The 20,610-nt window shown below is 57.9% G+C and carries 18 protein-coding genes; 5 read left to right on the forward strand and 13 right to left on the reverse strand.

The features are described 5' to 3' along the window. Nucleotides 1–47 precede the first annotated feature (47 nt). From gptM to KJB29_RS09895, 3 genes are all read right to left on the reverse strand, one after another. Nucleotides 48–1,346, reverse strand: coding sequence for a geopeptide radical SAM maturase (gene gptM, locus KJB29_RS09890; RefSeq protein ID WP_004512122.1), 1,299 nt, complete (start codon nucleotides 1,344–1,346; stop codon nucleotides 48–50). A gap of 106 nt (nucleotides 1,347–1,452) precedes the next feature. After that, entirely contained in the window at nucleotides 1,453–1,581 is a 129-nt protein-coding gene (locus tag KJB29_RS19555) for a hypothetical protein (protein ID WP_004512123.1), read from the reverse strand. Between the two features lie 111 nt (nucleotides 1,582–1,692). Beyond that, a complete protein-coding gene (locus tag KJB29_RS09895; protein ID WP_004512124.1) occupies nucleotides 1,693–3,603 on the reverse strand; it encodes a TonB-dependent receptor plug domain-containing protein in 1,911 nt (636 codons plus the stop codon). A gap of 523 nt (nucleotides 3,604–4,126) precedes the next feature. Between KJB29_RS09895 and KJB29_RS09900 the strand changes: the two genes are divergently transcribed. Further along, a complete protein-coding gene (locus tag KJB29_RS09900; RefSeq protein ID WP_238378985.1) occupies nucleotides 4,127–5,044 on the forward strand; it encodes an ABC transporter substrate-binding protein in 918 nt (305 codons plus the stop codon). Between the two features lie 8 nt (nucleotides 5,045–5,052). After that, the gene (locus KJB29_RS09905) at nucleotides 5,053–7,017 is read left to right on the forward strand and encodes an ATP-binding protein (RefSeq protein ID WP_004512126.1); all 1,965 of its coding nucleotides are present in this window, start codon (nucleotides 5,053–5,055) and stop codon (nucleotides 7,015–7,017) included. A gap of 60 nt (nucleotides 7,018–7,077) precedes the next feature. Here the strand turns inward: KJB29_RS09905 and KJB29_RS09910 are convergent, their stop codons facing one another. From KJB29_RS09910 to KJB29_RS09955, 10 genes are all read right to left on the reverse strand, one after another. Beyond that, on the reverse strand, nucleotides 7,078–7,779 hold the full coding sequence (locus tag KJB29_RS09910) for a carbonic anhydrase (RefSeq protein WP_004512127.1): 702 nt from the start codon (nucleotides 7,777–7,779) through the stop codon (nucleotides 7,078–7,080). Nucleotides 7,780–7,863: 84 nt separating this feature from the next. Continuing rightward, nucleotides 7,864–8,154: a mercury methylation ferredoxin HgcB gene (gene hgcB / locus KJB29_RS09915; protein WP_004512128.1), complete on the reverse strand. Its 291-nt coding sequence runs from the start codon at nucleotides 8,152–8,154 to the stop codon at nucleotides 7,864–7,866. 21 nt (nucleotides 8,155–8,175) lie between these two features. After that, nucleotides 8,176–9,330 carry a mercury methylation corrinoid protein HgcA gene (gene hgcA / locus KJB29_RS09920; protein WP_250697415.1) on the reverse strand — a complete coding sequence of 385 codons (1,155 nt, stop codon included), beginning with the start codon at nucleotides 9,328–9,330 and terminating at the stop codon, nucleotides 8,176–8,178. 3 nt (nucleotides 9,331–9,333) lie between these two features. Continuing rightward, complete coding sequence (locus KJB29_RS09925; protein ID WP_215734434.1) at nucleotides 9,334–10,224, reverse strand: ATP-binding protein; 891 nt, start codon at nucleotides 10,222–10,224, stop codon at nucleotides 9,334–9,336. Further along, on the reverse strand, nucleotides 10,224–11,021 hold the full coding sequence (locus KJB29_RS09930; protein ID WP_215734435.1) for a M48 family metallopeptidase: 798 nt from the start codon (nucleotides 11,019–11,021) through the stop codon (nucleotides 10,224–10,226). Before KJB29_RS09930 ends, KJB29_RS09925 begins: the two co-directional genes overlap by 1 nt. Continuing rightward, nucleotides 11,018–11,560 carry a hypothetical protein gene (locus tag KJB29_RS09935; protein ID WP_215734436.1) on the reverse strand — a complete coding sequence of 181 codons (543 nt, stop codon included), beginning with the start codon at nucleotides 11,558–11,560 and terminating at the stop codon, nucleotides 11,018–11,020. Before KJB29_RS09935 ends, KJB29_RS09930 begins: the two co-directional genes overlap by 4 nt. Nucleotides 11,561–11,586: 26 nt before the next feature. Next, a complete protein-coding gene (gene opp4C / locus KJB29_RS09940; RefSeq protein WP_215734437.1) occupies nucleotides 11,587–12,441 on the reverse strand; it encodes an oligopeptide ABC transporter permease in 855 nt (284 codons plus the stop codon). A gap of 3 nt (nucleotides 12,442–12,444) precedes the next feature. Further along, on the reverse strand, nucleotides 12,445–13,425 hold the full coding sequence (locus KJB29_RS09945; RefSeq protein ID WP_215734438.1) for an ABC transporter permease: 981 nt from the start codon (nucleotides 13,423–13,425) through the stop codon (nucleotides 12,445–12,447). An 80-nt stretch (nucleotides 13,426–13,505) separates the two neighbouring features. Continuing rightward, nucleotides 13,506–15,122, reverse strand: coding sequence for a peptide-binding protein (locus tag KJB29_RS09950; RefSeq protein ID WP_215734439.1), 1,617 nt, complete (start codon nucleotides 15,120–15,122; stop codon nucleotides 13,506–13,508). Continuing rightward, nucleotides 15,119–16,840, reverse strand: a complete 1,722-nt coding sequence (locus KJB29_RS09955) for a tetratricopeptide repeat protein (protein WP_215734440.1) — start codon at nucleotides 16,838–16,840, stop codon at nucleotides 15,119–15,121. The genes KJB29_RS09950 and KJB29_RS09955 overlap by 4 nt, the downstream gene beginning before the upstream one ends. Before the next feature lie 293 nt (nucleotides 16,841–17,133). On the opposite strand from KJB29_RS09955, the gene KJB29_RS09960 reads away from it, so the two are divergent. From KJB29_RS09960 to KJB29_RS09970, 3 genes are read left to right on the forward strand one after another with little or no spacing between them, the layout of a single operon-like run. Next, nucleotides 17,134–18,711, forward strand: coding sequence for a bifunctional aminoglycoside phosphotransferase/ATP-binding protein (locus KJB29_RS09960; RefSeq protein ID WP_215734441.1), 1,578 nt, complete (start codon nucleotides 17,134–17,136; stop codon nucleotides 18,709–18,711). Continuing rightward, on the forward strand, nucleotides 18,708–18,959 hold the full coding sequence (locus KJB29_RS09965) for a hypothetical protein (protein WP_215734442.1): 252 nt from the start codon (nucleotides 18,708–18,710) through the stop codon (nucleotides 18,957–18,959). The genes KJB29_RS09960 and KJB29_RS09965 overlap by 4 nt, the downstream gene beginning before the upstream one ends. After that, complete coding sequence (locus KJB29_RS09970) at nucleotides 18,956–20,536, forward strand: sodium:solute symporter family protein (RefSeq protein ID WP_246561062.1); 1,581 nt, start codon at nucleotides 18,956–18,958, stop codon at nucleotides 20,534–20,536. Before KJB29_RS09965 ends, KJB29_RS09970 begins: the two co-directional genes overlap by 4 nt. Nucleotides 20,537–20,610: the final 74 nt, after the last annotated feature.

Raw genomic sequence — 20,610 nt, forward strand, 5'->3', positions numbered from 1 at the left:
CGTCAATCGAGCAGTGCTTCACGGAATCAAATTCGTCTCCGGCAAAGTTATCGTTTACGGGACGTGTTGGCCATCTCTTGCCGGACATACCGCTCAAGGGATGCTTCGTAGTAGTCCCTTCGGCAGTCCACCCCATTAATCTCCCCCGTCTGCGCGAGCCGCGAAAGCCTGCACCCACCGTAGCAGAAGGGGAGATACTCACAGTCGAGACATTCCTCGTTATTCCAGAGATCGAGATTGTGAGATTCCCGGTACTCCGTGACGCCCGCTTCCAGCGTACCAACCGCAAGCCCCTTCCGCCCCATGAAAGCCGGGCACTTGTACAATTCCCCTTCGTGGGTAACCACGAGATCACGGGCCAATTCCACCATGCAGAGCGGCGGACGGAGCTTCGCCACTGAGTAGCCCCGCTTCAGAGCCTCCTGACGCAAAAAGAGCTGCGATTCGTAAACCCACGGCATATTGTGGGAGGCACAGCTATCGTTGAACTCGGGGGGAAGCTCCCCTGTGCCGATTCGGGAGATGGGGGCGAAATTGACAGCAGCAATCCGTTCGGGCTTCAGGCCTACTTCAAGGAGATAATCGAGCAGGGAGGGGAATCCCCAGTAATTCTCCTGGGTGTAGTTGCAGACGATGCTGATATCGAGCAGATCGCATGCTTCCAGCAGATTCCGCACTATCACATCAAAGCTTCCCTTTCCGGAGACAAAGGGTCTGTATCGATCATGGTTCTCGCGAGTGCCGTCAAGGGTAACCTGGACCCCGGTAACGCCCAGCGAGGCCAACTCGCAGGCCACATCTCCGGTCAAAAGCGTACCGTTGCTGACCATGCCGAAGGAACAGGAAAGCCCACGTCCGGCAGCACGTTCTTTCAGCCTCGTGGTGATGGAACGGATCAGATCCAGACTCAAGAGGGGCTCACCACCGTAAAAATCCAGATTGGGGGCAATGCCTTCGGCGAGGTAATGGCGGTCCAGAAAAGATACCAGTCGTTCTGCCGTTGCGTGATCCATGTACCGCTTCCCCTTCAGCCCACCCTCGAAGCAGTAAGTGCAGGCCAGGTTGCAGTCCATGTTCAGAACGGCGATGATGGTGGCAACGGTGCGCTCCCCATTGATCGTCGTGAACAACTGACGTACCTGTTCCGCCTCGACCTCGGTATCGGGGACAAGAAACCCGAGACGCGAGAGGGTTTCAGCGGTCGCCGGACTGATGGCTCCCTGTTCGATATTGGCAATGACCTTCTCGGGAACGATGGCGATGGCAGCGGTTCTGGTGGAAAAGAGAAGCAGGTGCCCCGGCCGCTCATGGCAGGAGTACCGTTTCAGATAGCGGGAAAGGTGCATGGCGGCCCTCCCTGGCGCCAAAGTAAGGAGTGCATTGCGATCCATCACCATGACACATAAAAAAAAGGGGGAATAGCTCCCCCTTCCTTCATGCTTCAGGTGATTATCATCCTCTTATGAGGAAGTACGAGCCGAAGCAGACACCAATTTGAGGACCGGAACCGATTGTCCCCTCCGACACCACCATAACCTCTTCTGTCACTTCATTCTTCACGTTCTGAACATCCTGTTGCATACGTACCTCCCTCCTGTGAGATATTTACCGATAGAACGTCATTCTACTTTCTGCACACAAGTAATCAAGAAGAAAAAAATTAATAATATTCAATTTATGAATTTCGTCAACTCAAAAGTTAAAGCGAAGCCCTCCCTCGAACCAGCGACCAGGATTCCTAAAGAAGTAATGGAGATATTGTGAACCATTGAAAAGGTTATGGGCAACGAAGAATATCTCGCCGGATACCTGCCCGGTCAGAAACCGGACCCCTCCGGTCAGGTCCCAGATCATGGCGTTTTCGCGGCTGTTAAAATCCTCTCTGGCGTTCCATTGGGTATAGCGCCCAACAAGCCCTCCCCGCAGGAGTTTCCGGTCGTCATAATTTATGGATACGTCCCACGTTTGCCGAGGGATGTTCGGCACGCGTTCATCGGCAAGCCGATCACGGGCATCGATGAATGTATAGCCGACGCCGATGGTGGTGTTGAAAAAGGGGATGGATTTCACCTCCACCTCTACCCCCTGCCGACGCTGCTTCCCCTGATTGACATAACTGTTGGTCGCACCATCATAAGCAAGGAAGTCAGAGACATCATGACGGAACACCGTATTCTTCAGCCAGAGATACCTGAGAAAGGTCGTCTCGAAGCCAAGCTGATAGGACCAGACCTTCTCCATTTCCAGATGAGGGTTAGGCTGCAATCCCTGCGCGCCGACGGTAGTCGCGGTCAAAGAAGGGACGTTAAAGCCCCGGGCCACATAAGCCCGCAGGACCGTGTGGTCACTCAGGTTATATGTCACCCCTAGGCTCGGGCTGAAGAAATCATCGCTGGTGCTGGTCCAGTCGTAACGCAGACCCGGGGTGATCGACCAGTTGTTCCAGACGATTGTGTCGTTGGCGAAAATCGCCCGCCGCTCCAGGCGGCCATGGGTCTTCGTGCGAACGGTGCCGCCATTTTCCCTTAAATCTGCGTCTATGGTACCGTTGTCGTAATCCGTTCCAATTATCACGCTGTGAATGCCCGTGCGCCAGGCGAGCTTGGCGCTTGCGCCGAGGTTGGGCTGCTCATAGCTGTTGTTGTTCAATCCCTCTCCCGCGCCCAAGGCACCGGAAACGTCACTGTAATCGCGGTGCGAGAAGCGGCCCGCGATATCCAGATCAAGGCTTTCACTCAAGGCATGGCTCATGCCGAGGGTTGCTATCAAATGCTCATAGTCCCCCTCCTGACGCAATCCATACTGGGGAAACTCCCCCAACCCCCTTTTCCCGCGGGAATAACTATACGTGGCAAACACGCGGGTATCCTCCTGGGGGTCCCATGTCATCTTGCCGTATACGCTGCCGCTGTCCACGCCCGTATGGGGAAGGAGACCGTCGGAGGTTATGCCGTCGGCAGCCAGGTAATATCCAAGAGAAGAACGGGTGCCAGAGAGTTCCAGGCGGAAGTCGCCGGTGGTACGCTCACCCATGGAGGCCGAGACCGTTCCGCCCAGTTTCCGTCCCTCGTCCGGAGACTTGGTGATGATGTTGATGATCCCCCCCAGTGAAGAACCCCATGCCGAGGACGCCGGCCCTTTGATTATCTCCACCGCCGCGATCCGCTGTACAGGGATGGCCCCCACATCCGCCAGGAAGTCGGAAACGTTGTTGATGGTCACTCCATCCATGATCACCCGGACATGGTTGCTCTCGGACCCCTGGATGGAAAGTGTGGGGGATAACCCTCCCGGCGTCACGCGGGGCTCCACATGGACCCCCGGTATGGTATTGAGAACCTCTCCCAGGGTGTGGGCATTGAGGGCCTGAATCTCCTTGGCGGTGATGACGGTGACGTTTTCCGCCACCTGGGAGATGGGCTTCGGATCCCGCGTGGGAGTGACCACAAGTTCTTTGTCCTCGTAAAACATCTCAAGGACCTTCATCTCGTCGTTTTCGGCCCAGGCCGGGACAACCGAGCCATGGAGCCACAGCACAGCCCCTGCACAGGCTATCGTGGCCACAGAAATCCGTTTCTTGATCGCTTTATCCTGAAACGACATCCATCTCCCCCAACCCTACAGAAGTTCCCGATAGTGTTATTCGCTGTCACGATGCTGCAACCATTAATGCATTTTCAAGAAACCGGATCATGCAAAAAGAGCTCCTTTCAAACCTTTCAAATCCCACAGATGTTAGAAACAATATCCCTTCCACCCTTAAATACATCGAAAAATCAGCACCATTGAATCTCCTCCGGGTTACCCGGCAAGAGAAATTTCTCTCTCGAATAATCAACTCTTCGGTATCATTACCAAAATGGCATTAAAATCGCACAACTCCCTATCTTTACCGTACGCTCCCATCAGGAGCACACCGGCAAACATCCTGTTTTTTATGGACATTCAAGGGCTTAATTACTATTGCCAGCCTATAAAGCAATTCAAATTAACGACTTAGACAAACAAAAAATTGGCAACCATTACCTCCAACATGTCAAATCGTCGACAAGACCATAGTTCGATCCAGAGCACCAGGGCTTTCGGCAAAGATCACACGATCCCGCCATTCCTGGGCGCAAGCGACGTGAACAGAGCCATCCTCTTCATGAGGCTTGTCACGTTCGTGTTTGCGTTCACTCTGGTGCTCCTTGGCGGAACAAGTCAGGCGGCCCAGAAGGTGCTCGTCCTGCAAAGCCTCAGGGTCGCCCCCTATGAGGAAGCGGCGAAGGGGGTGCGAAGCGTCGTGGCCGGGAACTTCAGGAAACTGGTCCTGTCTGATCTCGACGGTCTCGATGTGGCAAAAGCGGTTCGGGATGAACGGCCCGATGTGATTGTGGCCATCGGCACGGAGGCCATGAACAGGGTAAAGAGAATCAAGGACACTCCCATCGTCTACCTTATGGTCTTCGACCAGCATAACTCCCTCACTACTGGATCAAACATCACCGGCATCGGCATGCACGTGGCGCCGGAGCGGCAATTAGTTTCAGCACAGAAGGTAATGCCGCGGCTCAAGCGTGTGGGGACCCTGTACAACCCGGCGCGAAGCGGAGCCCTTTTCCGTAAATCGCAGGCAACGGCCCGCTCTCTCGGCATAGACCTCGTGGCGCGGGAAGTCCGCTCGTCACGCGATGTCCTGAATCTTGTCGAAGGGATGAAAGGCGACATCGAGGCATTCCTCATGCTTCCCGATGCCACGCTTTTGACACCGGAAGCGATCGAGTACCTCCTGCTCTTCTCCCTGAACAACAGGATTCCCATCATCACGTTTTCGGATAAGTATGTTCAGATGGGAGCACTCATGGCGCTCGATGTTGATCCGTACGAGGTGGGGCGGCAGGCTGGCGAAATGGTCAGAAAGATACAGTCGGGAACCTCTCCTGAAAGCATCCCGCGCAGCGAACCCCATGGCGCGGTCATCACGATAAACAGCAGGATAGCGCGCAAACTTGGCCTCTCCTTGAACGAAGAGGCTTTAAGTCGAGCCAAAGTCATACGCTAGGGGAAAGAATGGATTTTTTCGACGAGCTGAAAAACCGTCGTGACAGCGTGGGACTGAGGTTCTTCCTCCTGTTCACACTCTTTATCGCGGTAATTTCGATTTCGTTTACGGTTTTCTTCTTCCAGCAACAGCGAAGCGCCCTGAGGGATAGTCTGGTCAACGAGGGGAAACTCCTGGCGAGACTCCTGGCCCACAATACCCGTCTCGGTGTTTTTGCCGAAAATGCAGAACTTCTGCGGGACCCCATCCAGGGTATTCTGGAACACGAAGGAGTCCTTTTTGTCACCATCGTGACGGCAGAAGGTAAAGCACTCCAGGAACAGGCACACAAGAGTGTTATCAACAATTCCGGCCGGGCCTTTCCCCATTGGAGCACCCGCTTCGAACGGCTGAAAGGGACAACCGAGCCCTCGGTCTTCGAGGGAGATGACATCTTCGAGTTCTGGGCACCAGTACTGTCGAGTTCATCCTTCCCCACGGACGGATCATTGTTCCTCGACCAACCCCCACGGCCAACGCCCCGCGTTATCGGTTATGCGCGAATCATCGTCGACAAGAGCCTTCTCGGGAAAAAACTCGACACGCTCCTCTACACAAGCGTCCTCATGGCAGCGGGCTTTCTCCTCCTCGGCACCTTCTTCACCTACGTCATAACCCGTAGAATTACGCGCCCCCTCGACCGACTCACCGAAGGGATCAGGGTTCTCGAAAGTTCTGGTTCATTCGAGCCTGTCCCCGTGGAATCGAAGGATGAGATCGGCCGGCTCGCCACGGCGTTCAACCACCTGGGCACTACACTGAAAACCCGTGAGGCCGAGAAGGAACTCCTGGCCGAGGAACTCCGCCATGCCCAGAAGATGGAGGCTATCGGAACACTTGCCGGGGGGGTAGCCCACGATTTCAACAACATACTCACTGCCATCGTTGGCTTCGGAACGCTTCTGCAGCGCAGCCTCAAGACTGACAACCCCTATCGCATTTACGTGGAACAGATTCTCTCAGCCGCTGACCGGGCCACCAACCTCGTCAAACGGCTCCTCGCCTTCGGCAGGAAGCAGGTAATCTCTCCTCACCCGACGAATCTGAATGACATTGTGAAGGGTATAGAGAAACTTCTCCATCGACTGGTGAGCGAGGATATCACCTTTGTAACCTCGCTCTCCAGCGAACCCCTCGTGTGCCATGTGGATGCGGGGCAAATCGACCAGATCCTGATGAATCTCGTGACAAACGCCCGCGACGCCATGCCGGACGGCGGCACGCTTACTGTTACGACGGGGAGCGACTTCCTGGAAGAAGATTTCTTCGGTCCCCTTGAAAAGGGAAAAACCGGCTACTACGCAATTCTGACCATTGCAGATTCGGGCACCGGCATGGACTGCGAAACACAGGAACGCATCTTCGACCCCTTCTTCACCACCAAGGAGGTCGGCAAGGGAACAGGGCTCGGCCTCTCCATGGTCTACGGCATCGTCAAGCAGCACGAGGGATTCATCACCGTTGATTCAGAGATAGGGAAAGGAACTGCCGTCAGAATTTACCTTCCCATCGTGGCGCCAAAGGAGACCACGGAGCACCGCGACGCAACGGCGGCCGCCCAGGGGAACCAGGAGACCATCCTGATAGCCGAAGACGACCGGGACGTGCGCAAGCTCTCGAAGCTCGTTCTTGAACGCAACGGCTACACCGTCATCGAAGCGAGCGACGGTGCCGAGGCTGTCCGGCGGTTCATGGAGAACAGCACCCGGATAGACCTTCTGCTTCTCGATGTGGTTATGCCCAAAAGGAACGGCCAGTCCGTCTATGAAGAGATCCGGAACATCCGGCCGGAGATGAAGGCGCTCTTCATCAGCGGCTACACCCAGGACATCATCAGCCGGAAAGGGGTCCTCGACGAGGGGATCAACTTCATAGCGAAACCGGTGAAACCGGACGAACTCCTGGCAAAGATCAAAGAGGTATTACAGAACTGAAAAAGCCCGCGGAAGCGGGCTTTTCTTTACGATGCAGCACAGTGGTGCCGGCAGGTGTCGCTACTTTTTTGCCTCGAAGAGGGTTACCTTCCCGTCGTCAAGATCGTACTTGGCGGTCACGATCTTCATCTTCCCTTCCTTGACGAGCTTGGCAACGACCGGCGACTTCTTGGTGATATTGGCCGCAACGAGCTTGACGTTGGCATCGCAGGCAGCTTCCACCAACTCTGCCTTGGGCTTGCCTTTCATTGCCTTTTTAACCTTCTGGACGGCAGGAGCGATGGTCTTCACCAGAGCGCCGATATTCCCTTCAGCCTTCCCCTTGCTGTCGACGGTGGCGGTCACGGCACCGCAGCGCTCGTGTCCGAGCACCATGATGAGGGGAGAACCAATGTGCTCGGCAGCGTATTCGATGCTCCCGAGAACGACGGGATCGGGGATGTTGCCGGCAACCCGCACCACGAACAGCTCACCCATGGACTTGTCGAAAATGATCTCGGGCGGAACCCGCGAATCGGAACAGGAGAGAATGATCGCATAGGGTTTCTGCCCCTTTGCCAACCCTTCCCGTTTCGCCGTATCGCTCTCGCGGCAGGCGCCCATCTGACCTTCCACGTAATGCTTGTTTCCGTCCATGAGGCGCTGGAGCGCTTCATCGGCGCTGACCCCCACGCCCCCCTCGGAAGCAAACGCCACTGCTGCCGATGCGGCGACAGCCACACCGATGATGAGTCGTGCAATTCTTCTTCCCGTCTCGTTCATGCGCAATCCCTCCAGTGGTTCAAATTTTTGAAATTATTCATTATCACCATACAAACGGCAAGTCAATGGAAAGAGCTTTCAATGTCAGCAACAGCCACCGCCTCTTGTTTTCCTCGCGCCGATACTCGCCAGCCACTCATTTATCATCCCCGATGCACACCCGACTCCCGAATCGACCTCGATGGCACCAACGGGGCAGTTGACGGCGCAGGCGCCGCATTCCATGCAGGCGTCGAAATCCTGCATTTCGGCCTTGTTGCCCTGCAGCGCGAACACTCCATGGGGACAAACCGCCACACACATGCCACAGCCGATGCAGGCTTCGCGGTTGAGTTCAAGGGAGGCAACGTTTGTGAGGTAGGAGAAACCTTTCACGTCAGACAACTCCTTGCGGACTCAGAAGAAACGGGCCGCGATCCAGAGGGAAATGCCGGCAAGCAGTGACACTGCCATCATCGGCAGCCCAAGCCGCATCTCCTTCTTCACCCCTGAGCGGGAGGTGAAGGGGGTGCTGCCGGTGAAATTAAGGGTCAGGAAGGCGGTCACGGCCGGCACGGTGAGAAAGAGGGCCATGGCGTCAAGCCATCCCGTTGCCCCCCTCCCTACCCCAATAAACAGAACTGCCCAGCAGCAACCGGCCACTGCCCCCTTCACGGCAAAACTTTTACCCGGAAGCCAGGGAAGAAGTACCGGAGCAGCAACGGCTCCGGCCAGCACGGTCCCCACGAAGAGAACCAACGAAGAGACAAGGGTTGGGGAGGATAAAAGCCCGCCGGGAACGATCGACAGAACGACGAGTAGCGCCACGAACGGCACGACCCACTTCCCGGTCGTCACCAGTTCGATTGGGGTGAGGGCGAGCCGCTCACGGGTGGTAAAGGTAAGCTGACGCATCTCAGGTGTAGTCACCATGCCGTTATCGAGGTACTCGGGGAGGTCGGCGGCGCGGATCGTGGCGTAGTGCACCCGGAATCCGCTCCGCCGGGCAACCTGGTGGGCGGCCACGCCGGGAGCGCCGAGAATGGGGAGAATGAGCGCCCGGTGTTTCACCACCGTGGCAAGTTTGACCATTCCCACGCGACGGACCAGTTCGTCGGTGCCGAAGGTTCCCTTGCCGGCAGCGCACCAGACATTGATCCCGAAGGTTTCGAGGACGAGGAACCAGACGTTGCGCCCCGAAAGCTCCCTCCTGACCAGGTCGTAGCTCATCTTGTAGTTGGCGGTCACCACCACGGGGTCTTCGGGGCCGGGGGAGCCAATGGCGTAGAGGCCCGGTGGCACCAGGTACGACATCCGCCCGATCCCCCACCGGGCCTTCCAGGCACCGAGCCGGTCGGCAAACCGGAACTCCGTCGAAACAATCGGCACCCTGCCGGCAGGAGTTTCATGCCAGCGGATAAAGCCAGGGACATTTTCGTTGATGGTCCCGCTGACCGCGGGAGTCTTGGGGCCTCAGCACGGTTCCTTGGCCAAGTCGGCTCCTGCCTGTCCCGGACGGAATCCGCCCCTCCCCTGCTTTATCACCGTAACTTTGCGTACTCTGTAAGCCATTGTCTACTTCTCCGCCGGCAATGCCACCCGCAACCGCCCTGCAAGATCGTCGACAAACTGCCGCGCAGACCTTCCGGAGCGGCTCCCCTTGAAGATGGCCCATTGCAGAGCCTCTCTCCTGAGGGCCTCCCCGCCCATGGGCAAGGAAAACTTCTCAGCGTACCGTGCAACGATGGCGAGGTAGGTGTCCTGATCAAAGGAGTAAAAACTCAGGTTGAGGCCGAAGCGGTCGGCCAGGGAGAGCTTCTCCGACACCGCCTCCTCGGGATGGATCTCTCCCCCCAGATTGTCCTCCATCCGTTCCGGCAGGAGGTGCCGCCGGTTGGAGGTGGCGTAAAAGAGGATATTGGAAGGACGCTCCTCGATCCCCCCCTCAAGGAGGACCTTCAACTCCCGGTATCCCCCTTCCCCTTCGCCGAAAGAGAGATCATCGCAGAAGAGGATGAAGCGCTGCGGCATTTTCCTAAGAGGAGCGATGATGGCAGGCAAGGTGCAAAGATCGTCCCGGAGCACCTCCACGAGTCGGAGGCCCTCCTCGGAAAAGCGCCGGAGCAGCCCTTTCACGCAGGTGGATTTGCCGGTCCCCCGCTCCCCCCACAGGAGGACGTTGTTGGCCGGATAGCCAACCACGAATTGCCCGGTGTTGCGAACAAGCTCATCACGGACGAGGTCGATCCCCATCAGATCGTCCAAGTCGGGGAGGTGGGGATGCTCCACCGGCAGAAATGCCCCCCCTTCCCCTGTCCGTCGCCAGCGGAAAGCGAGGTGACCCTCGAAGAGTCGGCCGTCGGGCGGTGGTGGTGGAATATGACCATCCAGAAACCGATCAAATCGATCCAGGAGCGTGTCCAGTTTGCCGGCTATCCGGTCCCATCGTGCGTCCCGGTCGTTCATCACTTGAGGCGCGCCTTGACCTTCTGCAAGTCGGTATTGTCAACAGGCGGATAGGTGCGGGGAGGAAGCTGGGCTATCTCCGTCTGAACCCGCTGGATCCGTTCCGACGTAAGGGGATGCGACGAGAAGAACTTGGTGAGGGCACTCGGATTCTGTTGTCCCATGGCATCAAGCTTCTGGAAGAAGGAGACCATCCCCTGGGGGTTGTAGCCTGCCCTGGACATGGTTTCCACCCCGAGGAAATCGGCCTGGTTCTCATAGTCCCGGCTGTAGGACATCATCCCCGCCTTGCCGAAGAGTTCTCCGGCAATCTGTGTCAACGCGTTCGAGTTCTGTCCCAGGACCAGGGAAAGAACCAGTGAGTAGCCGTACTGCTGGGTCATCTGGCGGGTGCCGTGCCGGGCCACGGAGTGGCTGATCTCGTGGGCCAGGACCGCCGCCACCTCTGTCTCGCTCTGGGCCGCTTTGAGGAGACCCGTGTGTACATAGAGCCGGCCGCCGGGAATGGCAAAGGCATTGACGCTGTCGTCCTTCACCACCTTGAAGACATAGTCGAAGTTCACCTCACGGGCGCCGGTCAGGAGCCGGCGCCCCACTCTGTCGACATACTTCTGGGCTTCGGCATCGTTGTAAACCGGATACTGCTTTTCGATCTCAACCGCGAATTTGGTGCCAAGCTCCTTTTCCTGTTCAAGGGAGATGACGTTGAAACCGTGGATGTCCGCCATGTTGACGGCGCAGCCAGACAACGTTCCGATGACGATAAGGGGCAGCAACAGCAGTCGTGCAAATCTCATGATTCTCCTCCCTGATTTCGGTCTTGTTTCAGTGAACATTCACGTTCCCATGCAAGATACCCGTCACCCTCTATCTCCCAGAAGCTCCGGATGCGTCCTTCATAATAAGCCCCGTCGCCGCACTCCTGCTCCATGGCGGCGAGAAAATCCCCACTGACAAGCCCTTGGCCATGGAGGAAGCGGTAAAAGGAGCGCACCCCGTGCAGATGTCCGGCAAGCTCCTCAATGGAAGGTTCGATAGTGTTGACGATGTACCAGTTGCCGGCGAACTGCCGGACAATTCCCGGCCGCTCGTCGAAGAGATTGCGGTGCTTGTATCCAACGATGAAATCGCGCACGTAGTAATCGGCGCCGCTGGCCATGAGGGTTGCCTCCTGGGGATCCATCCCCCCCTCGAGGAGCGAATCATAGAAGCGCTTGAGCAGAGACTGACAGAGCCCGTCAGCCCTGATCTCGTCATCGACAGTAACAATGGCGAACTCGTCCTTGTTGACGGGCTCTGTCATCTGCTGCCGCGTGGACTGGTTGTTGTCTGACATGGTACTCCTCGGATTTATCAAAAATTTCAGCGATTCAGCCGGGGGTCGAGGGCGTCGCGAATCCCCTCCCCCAGGAGGTTGTAGGCAAGGACCGTCACCAGGATGGCCAAGCCGGGGAACAGGGAGAGCCACCAGCCGAACTCGATGTAATCCTTGCCCGACGTGAGGATGTTCCCCCAACTGGGGGTCGGGGGCTGCACGCCGATGCCGAGAAACGACAGGGCCGATTCCGTGAGGATCGCGCCGGCCACGCCGAGGGTGGCAGAGACGAGCACCGGTGACAGGGCGTTGGGAAGGATGTGGCGGAAGATGATCCGCACATCGGACGCCCCCAGCGCCCGGGCCGCCAGAATGAAGTCCCGCTCCCGCAGCGACAGCACCTCGGCCCGCACGAGCCGCGCCACCCCCATCCACCCCGTGAGGCCGATAATCGCCATGATATACCAGATGGACGGTTCCAGAAAAGCGATCACCGCCAGGATCAGGAAAAAGGTGGGGAAACAGAGCATGATATCCACGAACCGCATGATGACGGTATCGACGATGCCGCCGTAGAAGCCGGAAACAAGCCCCAGCACCACCCCGATGGCCACGGCGATCCCCACCGAGACGAACCCCACCTTGAGGGAAATCCGCGCCCCGTAGACCACCCGGGTAAAGACGTCGCGCCCCAGCTCGTCGGTGCCGAACCAGTGGTCCGCCGAAGGGGGAAGGAGCACGTGATAGGCGTCGATGGCGTGGGGGTCCCAGGGGGTGATATACGGAGCCAGCAGCGACACCACAAAGAGAAGGAGCACGACACACCCGCCGGCCATGGCAAACCGGTTGTGCCGGAACCGCTTCCAGAAAACCGTATGGAACCAGCTTTCCTGAAAGGCCATTTCCTACCCCCTCCCGTGCCTGATGCGCGGATCGGCCATGGCATAGCAGAGATCGGCCAGGAGATTGCCGACAAGGGTAAGGAACGCGCCAATCACCAGAATGCCCATGACAAGGGGATAATCCCGCCCCATGACCCCCTGGTAGAAGAGCTGCCCCATGCCGGGGATGGCGAAGATGGTCTCGAAGATGACGCTCCCCCCGATGAGCCCGGGAAGGGAGAAGCCGAGGAGCGTGATGACCGGCAGCAGCGCATTGCGCAGGGCGTGCCGGTAGATGACCGCCCGCTCCGTGAGACCCTTGGCCCGGGCCGTGGTGATGTAGTCCTGGCGGATCACCTCCAGCATGGTGGAGCGCATGTAGCGGGAGAGCCCCGCCAGGCTCCCGAAAGTTGCCACGGAGACCGGGAGGATCAGGTGCTTCGCCAGATCCATGAACCACGCCACAGGGGAAAGTGTCTCGCTCCCCAGGGAGTGGAGCCCCGAGATGGGGAGCCACCCCAGCTTAACGCCAAAGAAGTACATGAGGAGCAGCGCCAGCCAGAAGGTCGGCACCGCGAACCCCAGGAAGACGAAGATGGTGATCCCCTTGTCGTAAAGGGTGTCCCGGTGGGTGGCCGCAAAGATGCCGATGGGTATGGCAAGGCCGAACTCCAGGATCAGGGCGATGACGTTCAGGGAAATGGTAACCGGAATCCGCTCCTTGATCTTGTCGGTCACCGGCCGATTATCGGGGGCGAAAGAGCGGCCGAAATCGAGGGTGGCCACCTGTTTGAGCCAGGTGGCGTACTGGACGTGGAGCGGCTTATCGAGGCCGTAGAACTCCCGGAGCCGCTGGCGGGTCTCGGCGGTGATCTTGGGGCTCATGGCGGTCATGGCCTCCACCGGCTCGCCGGGGGCCAGGCGGATCACCACAAAGGAGATGAGGGTAATCCCCAGGAGGAGCGGAACCATCATTATTAGTCGCTTTGCAAGATAAGTGATCATAAGTCGGAGAACGGGGACCAGGAACCGGGGACCGGCAAAGACTTAAGTCTTTACTGGTCCCCGCTCCCTGGTCCCGGCAGTTAATGCACCTGCTCTTCCTTGGGCACGTACCACCGGATGATGTTGTGCATGATTCCGGCCGGCGCCGGCTCGATCCCCCGGAAGCGGGCATTCACGACCGGCAGGGCATCGGGGACGAAGAGAAACGTGTATGGCTGCTCCTGGGCGAGTATTTCCTGGATGCGCCAGTAGCAGCGCCTGCGCTTTTCCTGATCGAAGGTACTGCGCCCCTCTTCGATGAGCCGATCCACCTCGGCGTTCTTGAACCCGATGAAGTTCAGTTCCTTGGGGCCGGTCTTGCTGGAATGCCACACATCAAAGATATCAGGATCCTGGGGAATGGTCCATCCCATGATGAGGGCGTCGAAATTCCGCTTGTCGATGAAGTTGGTGAGGAGCGACGCCCACTCCAGAACCCGGATCTTCACCTCGATCCCAACCTTTGCGAGGCGACGCTGGATGATCTGGGCGGTCTTGAGCCGCTGGTCGTTTCCCTGGTTGGTAAAAATCGTGAAACTGAAGGGCTTGCCGTCTTTCGTAAGGATACCATCGGGTCCGACCGCGTGCCACCCCGCCTCTGCCAGCAACGCCTTTGCCCGGCCCGGGTCGTAGCCGAAGTCCCTCACGGAAGGGTTGTATGGCCAGGTTCCGGGCTTGAAGGGACCGTGGGCCACCTGCCCCAGCCCCAGAAGTACCCCGTGGACTATCTCATCCTTGTTGATGGCGCAGGCAATGGCCTGTCGGACCCGCCGGTCGGCGAAGAGAGGGTTGCGGAGATTGTATCCCAGGTAGGTGTACGCAGAGGCCGGATAGCGGAACTTATTGAATCGGGCCAGGAAATCGGGGGTATCGGTCTGCCGGGCGTACTGGACCGGCGTGAGCCCCATCATATCGAGGCCGCCCGCCTTCAGTTCCAGGTACATGGTGGAAGTATCGGGGATAATCCGATAGATGAACCGGTCAATGTAGGGCCGCCCCTCGAAGTAGTCGGGAAATGCCTCAAGGACGACCTTCTGCCCCGCAATCCACTCCTTGAACCGGTAGGGACCGGTCCCCACGGGATGGCGGGAAAGTGGGCTTTTCGTGATGTCCTTCCCCTCAAGGAGGTGGGCCGGCAGGATTCCCGCCCCCCAGGAGGCCAGAGCCGGGGCAAAGGGTTTGCCGTAAGTCACGCGGAAGGTGTACCGGTCCGGCGCATCTGCGCTCTTCACCTGCTTGAAGTCCTCGGCATAGGCAGTGGGGGTTTTGGGATCGATGGTGACGCGGTAGGTGTAGAGGACGTCGCGGGAGGTGAACTCGGTGCCGTCGTGCCACTTCACCCCCTTACGCAATCTGAAGGTAATGGTGAGGCCGTCGGGGGATACCTGCCACGACTCCGCCAGATCCCCCACCAGTTCCAGGTTCTTGTCGTACTTCACAAGGCCGTTGAAGACGTTCCCCGCCACATCGTGGGAGGCGGAATCGGAGGCAAGCAGTGGGATCAGGTTGGACGGTTCGCCAATGGTGCCAACCACCAGGGCATCGCCGTAGGCAGGGGTCCCTGCTCCCCGCCGCGGCAGCTCCGCAGGAGGCGCACCACCGCTACACGAAACAAGGGTAACCAGTGCCGCAAGACAGCAGAACAGCCGTGCCGTCATTTTTCCAGACTTTCCGCCCTGACCTTTTTCTTCTTTTCGGCGATATCCTTGCGACCCGGGTCGGCGTCGAGGATCTTTTTGTAAAGTTTCAAGGCATTGCGGTATTCATGGTTGGCTGCATAGGCGTCGGCCAAGTGCTCCATGACCGTCGGATCATCCTCCACGACCTTGAGCGACCGCTCCAGGAGCGGCACCGCCTCGTCATAACGCTTCATCTTGAAGTAGACCCAGCCGAGACTGTCGAGAATAAAGCCGTCGTTGGGACGAAGCGCCGCTGCCTTCTTGAGGTACTGGAGGGCTTCATCCAGCTTGATGCCCATCTCGGCGTAGGTATAGCCCAGATAGTTGAGGGCCTGGGCATCGTCGGGCGTAATGGCGATAACCCGCTTCATCCGGGCGATGGACTCCTCCTTGTTCCCCATTTTGTCGAGGATGGTTCCCATCCGGAAGTGGAGCCTCGGGTCCTCGGCAAACTTCCCTTCAACCCCCTTGAGAACGGCAAGTCCTTCTGAGAACTTATCCATGGATTCGTACAGACCGGCCAGATAGAGATAGAGGTCCAATTTGTCGGGATTGGCAGTAATGGCATCCGTTAAGGTCTGGATTCCCTTCTCAGGTTTTTCCTGATCCCGGTACATGAAGGCGATGTGCCCCAAGGCCTCAACGTAATTGGCGGTTCCCGGAGGAATCTTACTGAATTCCTCTATGGCCTTGCCGAACTCCTCTTTCTCCTCGTAAGCGCTCGCAATGTAGAAGCGAATCTGGTGGGCCTTGGGTTCCCGGGCAAGGATCTGCTCGAATTCGGCGATTGCCTCGTCATAGCGCTCCAGCTCCATATAGATGAGGCCGATCTTACGCTGGGTTTCCAGGCCGCCGACACCCCGATCCTTCATCACGATGAGCAGGGGGAGCGCGTCCTCCAGCCGCTGCTGCTGGAGGTAAAGCTGCACCAGGTGCTGCAGCACGTTCATGTTGAACGGATTTGTCTCAAGCAGCTGCTTGTAGGTGGCGATGGCATCATCATAGAGGCCGAGCCCCTCCTGGGAAATCCCCAGGTCGATTATGGCCTGCTCGAAATCGGGCTTGATCTCGATGGCCTTCTTGTAATAGTTGGCAGCCTCCTTCTGGAGCTTCATCTGGTCGTAGGTCTTGCCCAGGTAATAGTAGCCCAGCGATGACTCGGGGTTGATCTTGATCAGGGACTTGAGGGTGTTGACCGCCTGTTCGTAATCAAAGGTTCGGACATAGGAGATGGCCAGATGGAGATAGGCATCCTCCTTGGTCGGATCAAGCTCAATGGCCTTGCTGAGATGGACAATAGCTTCCTTGTCCCGCTTGAGGTTTGCCAGGATGGTCCCGGCAATGATCCGTGCCGGACGGAACCCGGGATCGACGCGGATGGCGTTTTCACATGCACGGAGCGCATCGTCGAGTTTGCCCGATTTCAGATAGATCTCCGCGGCTGCCGTATGAAGAAACGCGGAGTTGGGGTCGGCCTCAATGGCGCCATTCAGGAGCGTGAGCGCACCCTCGAAATCCCCATCTAGTTCACGGAGGCGCGACAATGAATAAATGTAGAGAGCCCTGGATCCGGCAATATTGACGGTCGGCTGAAATGAATGCTCGTTGGCAGGAAGAGGCTTTCCCGCGCCGTTTGTGGCGCATCCCGGAAGAAAGGAAAGAGCCAGGAATAATGCCACGACAATACGTTTCTTCATGCAGTTACCCGTGCCTACGTCTGCCAGAAGCGGGAAAGACGCCCGAAAGCCGCATCTACTCCGTTGTTCCGAATATGGTAAAGTGAAATAAGTGTTCAGGATGGACAGGGATGAGAAGACTTGCATTCCGTCGGAATACAAAAGCCGTTCCAGTGGAACGTGTGTCCCAAAACTCAACAAAAAAGCTAACACAATAACCCTGACCCGTCAAATGAATATAAGGAAGCGCAAACCTTGCGCGGAGCGGCGTTTATGGTACTGTGTATGGTAACTTTCCGCCCTGTGGGGACGGCATGGAAAAGCGATTCATACGGTCACTCCTGAAGCCTTCAGCCTACCCGGAACACACGGACTCCGTGGAGCTCGTCCAGACCCATGTCTCCTACATCTTTCTGACTGACCGCTTCGCCTACAAGGTCAAAAAGCCGGTGGATTTCGGCTTCCTCAATTTTTCAACCCTAGATCGACGCCGCTTTTACTGCAACGAAGAAGTTCGCCTCAATCGACGCCTCTGCCCCGACATCTACCTCGGCGTGGAGGAAGTGAGGGAAACGCCTGGCGGGGCCGGATTTTCCGGCGATGGACGGGTCATCGATTACGCGGTCAAGATGAAGCGGCTCCCAGCGCAACGGATGCTCGACCGACTGCTGAGTGCTGGTGAGGTTTCCGTGGCTAATATCCGAGCCATTGCCCGGGTAATCGGCGAATTTCACCGCCGCGCCGGACGGAGCAGGGAGATCGACAGCTACGGCGGAGCCGACGTCATTCGAGCCAACTGGGAAGAAAATTTCCGTCAGACCCGCCAGTTTGCGGGAGAAACCCTGAGCGGCCGGGATCTTCGCTTCATCGAAGAATGGGTCGAACGCTTCATGAAAGAAAATGCCGTCATCTTCGCCCAACGCGTTGCCGGCGGCTTCATCCGCGACTGCGACGGCGACATCCACCTGGAAAACATCTGTCTGGATTCTGACGGCAGTATCTGCATCTTTGACTGCATCGAATTCAATACCCGTTTCCGCTACGGCGACACGGCCGCCGACATCGCCTTCCTCCTGATGGATTTCGACGTTAACCGCAGATCTGACCTCTGCTCGCCGTTCCTGGATGAATACATCCGGGCAACCGGCGATGACGGAGTCACCGACGTCCTCGATTTCTACAAGGTCTATCGGGCCTGCATCAGGGGAAAGGTGGAGAGCATGCGGCTTCTCGACCCGCAGATTCCGCCGGCGGACAAGGCCGCAGCCAAGGAGCGCTCCCGGCGCTATTTCCGTCTTGCACGCGGCTACATCGCCCGCCGGGCTCTCCCGCTGTCGCTCATCCTGACCTGTGGCCTCACGGGAACCGGCAAAAGCTACACGGCGCGGGAACTGGCCTTCGACCTTGGACTGGAAATAGTAAGTTCCGATGTGGTAAGAAAGGAGCTGACAGGTTCAGCACCGGAAGAGCACCACTGGGACCGCTACGGAGAAGGCATCTACGCGGAGTCTGTCACCGCCCGCACCTACGGAGAGCTCCTCAAGCGGGCCGAGACGGCCCTGGATGCGGGACGCAGCATTATCGTGGACGCCACCTTCCGCCGCAGAACCGATCGTGACCTCTTTCGTCAACTGGCCGAGCGTCACGGTTCCCGTTTCCACCTGCTCCACGCCATCTGCCCGGAAGAGGCCGTCAGGCAGCGTCTGGAGGCCAGGAGCAACCAGAACGATGAACCTTCGGACGGCCGGTGGGATATCTACCTTTTACAGAAAGAGGAGTTCGAAGCCCCTGCCGACGACGAATCAGGCACGATCAGGATCGACACCTCCAAACCGGTCACCGAGCTGCTCGAAACGCTCCTTGACGCCATGGGGATACTGCCGTGTGGATGAAATTGCGGGTTGCCCTCTTCAAACGGCTGAGACTGCGCGAATCATGGGTGATTTTCTTTATCCTGGGCTTCGTCATGATGAACTATCCGTTCATCCAGATCTTCAACAAGCCGTACCGGATCTTTTCCATCCCCCTGCTCTATCTCTATTTCGTGGGGGGATGGGCACTATCAATAGTAGTCATCTTCCTCTTCACCAGGGCCATTGACCAGCCTGAAGACGAGCAGGACGAAGGAGATCACCGTTGATCCTGAGCATTGAACTGGTGGTCGGAGTATCGCTCCTCTACATCGTCCTGCTCTTCGGGGTTGCGTACTATGCCGACAGAAAGCGGGAAGAGGGAAAGAGCATTATCGCCAACCCCTATGTCTACGCTCTCTCCATCGCCGTGTACCACACCTCGTGGACGTTCTACGGCAGCGTCGGCAAGGCGGCCACTACCGGCCTCGACTTCCTTCTCGTCTATCTGGGTCCCACCCTCATGGCATTCACCTGGTGGTTTCTCCTGCGCAAGATCGTCCGGATCAGCAAGGAGAACAACATCACCTCCATCGCCGACTTCATCAGTTCCCGCTACGGCAAGTCCCAATGGCTCGGGGCCGTCATCACCATCATTGCCATCTTCGGAGTGATGCCCTACATCGCCCTTCAGCTCAAGGCGGTGTCCAGCACCTTTGACATCATCTGCGGCTACCCCTACATCCAGCTCCCGCTGCTCCACAAAAACTACCCCTTCTCGCTGCACACCAACTTCTTCGCAGCTCTCATCCTGAGCATCTTCAGCATGATCTTCGGCGCCCGGCGCCAGAATTCCTCGGAACGACGCCACGAGGGTCTCGTGGCCGCAGTTGCCGTGGAGTCGGTCGTCAAACTGGCTTCATTCCTCGCCGTCGGCACGTTCATCACCTACGGGCTCTTTGGGGGATTCGGCGACATTTTCTCCCGCATCGATGCCCAGGGGGACCTTCTCAACCACCTGACCACCCTCGGTGACCCTGGCGAGACCACCTACGCCCGATGGCTGACCACCCTTTATCTTTCCATGGGCGCCATCATGTTCCTTCCCCGCCAGTTCCACATCATGGTCATCGAGAACTGCGATGAAAACCATATCAAAAAAGCCATGTGGCTGCTGCCGGCCTACATGTTTCTCATCAATCTTTTCGTGGTCCCCATCGCCCTCGGCGGCATTCTCCACACCGGCGGAGCCCTCGGGGCCGACTTTTTTGTCCTCTCCCTCCCGCTGCAGAGCGGCCACTCGTGGCTGGCGCTTCTGGCATTTCTCGGGGGCTTCTCGGCCTCCGCCGGGATGGTAATGGTGGAGTCGGTGGCCATCTCCACCATGTTCGTCACCTACCTCCTCATGCCAATCGTGGTCCGGCTGACCCCACGCCCCTGGTTCCCGGCCATGCTCATCAACCTGAAGCGGCTCTGCATCGCCTTGGTGATTACGCTCGGCTTTCTTTACCAGACAGTAGTGGGCGAAACCTTCATGCTCGTGAACATGGGGCTCATCTCCTTCGCTGCGGCGGCCCAGTTCGGTCCGGCGCTCGTGGGGGGACTCTACTGGCGCCGGGCGAACAAGGTGGGAGCTCTGACCGGCATCATACTGGGCTTCATCCTCTGGCTCTACACCCTGCTCCTTCCCTCCTTCATCATGTCGGGCCGGTTCTCCCGGGCGATCCTCGACGAAGGCCCCTTCGGCATTGCCCTGTTGAAGCCGACAGAGCTCTTCGGCCTTGCCGGCTTCGACCTCTGGTCCCATTCCCTCTTCTGGAGCATGCTCTTCAACGTGGGGGGGTACGTGGCTCTCTCCATCCTCTGAGGTGTCCTGTCAATAGTAGACACTCCCAACTCAAGCGGCGGCCGTGTTTGCGGAGAAGTTCATGGCAAATACGG

This window comes from Geobacter grbiciae (assembly GCF_018531165.1).
In the GTDB taxonomy this organism is placed as follows: Bacteria; Desulfobacterota; Desulfuromonadia; order Geobacterales; family Geobacteraceae; genus Geobacter; species Geobacter metallireducens.

Bases quoted from the DNA above. Each gene is read 5' to 3' on its own strand.
- KJB29_RS09965 (WP_215734442.1), top strand. From the start codon at position 18,708: ATGAAATTGCGGGTTGCCCTCTTCAAACGGCTGAGACTGCGCGAATCA.
- KJB29_RS09955 (WP_215734440.1), bottom strand. From the start codon at position 16,840: ATGAAGAAACGTATTGTCGTGGCATTATTCCTGGCTCTTTCCTTTCTT.
- KJB29_RS09960 (WP_215734441.1), top strand. From the start codon at position 17,134: ATGGAAAAGCGATTCATACGGTCACTCCTGAAGCCTTCAGCCTACCCG.
- KJB29_RS09910 (WP_004512127.1), bottom strand. From the start codon at position 7,779: ATGAACGAGACGGGAAGAAGAATTGCACGACTCATCATCGGTGTGGCT.
- KJB29_RS09945 (WP_215734438.1), bottom strand. From the start codon at position 13,425: ATGATCACTTATCTTGCAAAGCGACTAATAATGATGGTTCCGCTCCTC.
- KJB29_RS09930 (WP_215734435.1), bottom strand. From the start codon at position 11,021: ATGAGATTTGCACGACTGCTGTTGCTGCCCCTTATCGTCATCGGAACG.
- gptM (WP_004512122.1), bottom strand. From the start codon at position 1,346: ATGCACCTTTCCCGCTATCTGAAACGGTACTCCTGCCATGAGCGGCCG.
- KJB29_RS09895 (WP_004512124.1), bottom strand. From the start codon at position 3,603: ATGTCGTTTCAGGATAAAGCGATCAAGAAACGGATTTCTGTGGCCACG.
- KJB29_RS09935 (WP_215734436.1), bottom strand. From the start codon at position 11,560: ATGTCAGACAACAACCAGTCCACGCGGCAGCAGATGACAGAGCCCGTC.
- KJB29_RS09950 (WP_215734439.1), bottom strand. From the start codon at position 15,122: ATGACGGCACGGCTGTTCTGCTGTCTTGCGGCACTGGTTACCCTTGTT.
- KJB29_RS19555 (WP_004512123.1), bottom strand. From the start codon at position 1,581: ATGCAACAGGATGTTCAGAACGTGAAGAATGAAGTGACAGAAGAGGTT.
- KJB29_RS09905 (WP_004512126.1), top strand. From the start codon at position 5,053: ATGGATTTTTTCGACGAGCTGAAAAACCGTCGTGACAGCGTGGGACTG.
- KJB29_RS09925 (WP_215734434.1), bottom strand. From the start codon at position 10,224: ATGAACGACCGGGACGCACGATGGGACCGGATAGCCGGCAAACTGGAC.
- opp4C (WP_215734437.1), bottom strand. From the start codon at position 12,441: ATGGCCTTTCAGGAAAGCTGGTTCCATACGGTTTTCTGGAAGCGGTTC.